Raw genomic sequence first — 1,991 nt, forward strand, 5'->3', positions numbered from 1 at the left:
GGTCCAGGTCTGGCCGCCGTCGTAGGTGGTGGCGATGAAGGCGTACCACACGCCGGGGAAGCCGATCGCCTGGTAGTCGCCGGGCACGTTGGTGCCGAGGAAGCCACAGGCCGCGCGGCCCGAACTGCCGCCGACCGCTTCAGTTTCAGCAGCGTTGACGATGCCGAGCGCCTTGCCGACGTCGACGTCGCGGATCCAGGTCTGGCCGCCGTCCTTGCTGACCGCGACGTGGACATGGCCCTCGGGCGGGTTGCCCGCGGCGACCGGCTCGTTGTTGACATAGCAGTAGTACGCGGTGCTGTCGCTATCGAGCGCGATGGACGGATCGGCGCCTTGGGTCTGCGAGTGGCTGCCAGTGACGGCGAACTCGCTCCACGTCGTGCCGGCATCGGTGCTGGTGGCACCGCCCTGGCGGGCGTTGCAGTGGTTAACCGGCAGCCAGGCGGTACCGTTGGACGCGATGTGCACGTGGCCGTGCAGACCCCCGCAACCTTGCGCTCCGGAACCCGTGTAGGCCGGCACGCCGTTGCCCCAGGTCGCGCCGAGATCGAGGCTGCGCGCGCACGTCGCCGGGCCGACGACGTCCTGCGAGCAGTACAGCATGTTCTCGCCCTGGTTGAGCGGCGTCGTCAGGATCGACAGCGATGCCGGGAACGGCCCGCTGCCGATGGTCTGGTGGTCGGCGCCGCCATTGGGCGGGCCCGCGCCGAGCGGCGTCCAGGAGTCGCCGTCGTTGTCGCTGTAGGCGTAGGCCGCATTCGCGCCGGCTGTGGAGTTGGAGGCGAAGGTGCGGCCGCTCTTCTGGTCGGTCCACAGGATCGGATCGAGTCCGGTGTTGGTGACGGTGCTGGACTTGTCCTCCCACAGTGCGTCGCAACTGTCCGGGTTGGACGGATTGATCACCTCCGGCGGCGTCAGGCGCCAGATCGGCCCGGTATTCATCGTCATGATGCGACGGGTTGCCGGATCGAAGCCGATATTGAATTCGCCATTGCTCGGTTGGGCCGAGGTGCCGTTCGGCGCGTAGAAATTCTGGAAGCGTGGCTCACCCGGTACGGTTACGCTCGGCCCGCCGAACGAGCCGCTGCTGCTCGCGGGGCCGGGCAGCAACTCGATCTTCACATTGATGTTGGTGCCGCCCAGTACATTCGGCACGATCTTCACTGTCCACGTGGTGCTGCCGTCGGCCAGGCCGGAGAACGTCGCAATCGAGGGATTGGCGCCGCTGTTCGACTGCGAGTAGGCCGGCTGGGAACCATCCGTGTTCGTGACAGTGCCGCGGTAGATGTAGAGGTCGAACTCGGACTTGCCGCTGCCGCTGTCGGTCCAGCTGTCGGTCACCTTGACCGCGGCGTAGGGATGCGCGGCGGCATAGCCGGGCGGCAGCGTTACCGTCAGCGCGTAGTCGTCGCAAGGCTGGGTCGGGTTGTTGCAACGTGGACCGACGTCGACCTCGGGGACTGGCGAGGGGTTGTCTGCCGTGAATGGGCCAGCCGCATAGGTCAGCGGACCGGACGCCGGCGTCAGGGTTCCCGACGCCGGGGCGGCAGCAAACAAGGGACAAGGGGCAGCGAGCCACAACAGCGTCGAAAGTCTCGAAAGACCGGATCGATTCAGCATGGGCCTTCTCCGTGCTGCGGCCTCCTGGAAGTGCGCAGCGGTTGAGTGCGGATTGCCGTCATCCAGGCGGCCGATCAGGCGCATACCGTATAGGTCTTCAGCCGTACTCCGGCAGAGGGGAAATCCCTCAGCGGCACGCCGGCAAATTGCTCAGGGTAAGGCCAGCGCTGCGGCGATTTGCGCCGGCAGGTGCGAGGGCGCCGAGGTCGACGACGGCCCGGTGGATGCCGGGCCGTCGCACATTGCCGAAGCGTTACTTGGCGTGATTGATACTCAGCGGTAGCGGAGCGACGGCTGTGAGCTTCACTTCATTGCTGGCCGTGCCGATGCCACCGCTGTTCAGCGCCTTGACGGTGTAGTAATAGCTGCCG

General features: G+C 66.7%; 1 protein-coding gene. It reads right to left on the minus strand.

Features of this window, described 5'->3' with window-relative positions:
- The coding region (locus ABD002_RS18185; protein WP_343793756.1) for a sialidase family protein at window positions 1-1,620 on the minus strand (1,620 nt) is incomplete at its 3' end.
- Window positions 1,621-1,991: the final 371 nt, after the last annotated feature.

It is taken from the genome of Dokdonella soli, from assembly GCF_039523175.1.
Taxonomy (GTDB): domain Bacteria; phylum Pseudomonadota; class Gammaproteobacteria; order Xanthomonadales; family Rhodanobacteraceae; genus Dokdonella_A; species Dokdonella_A soli.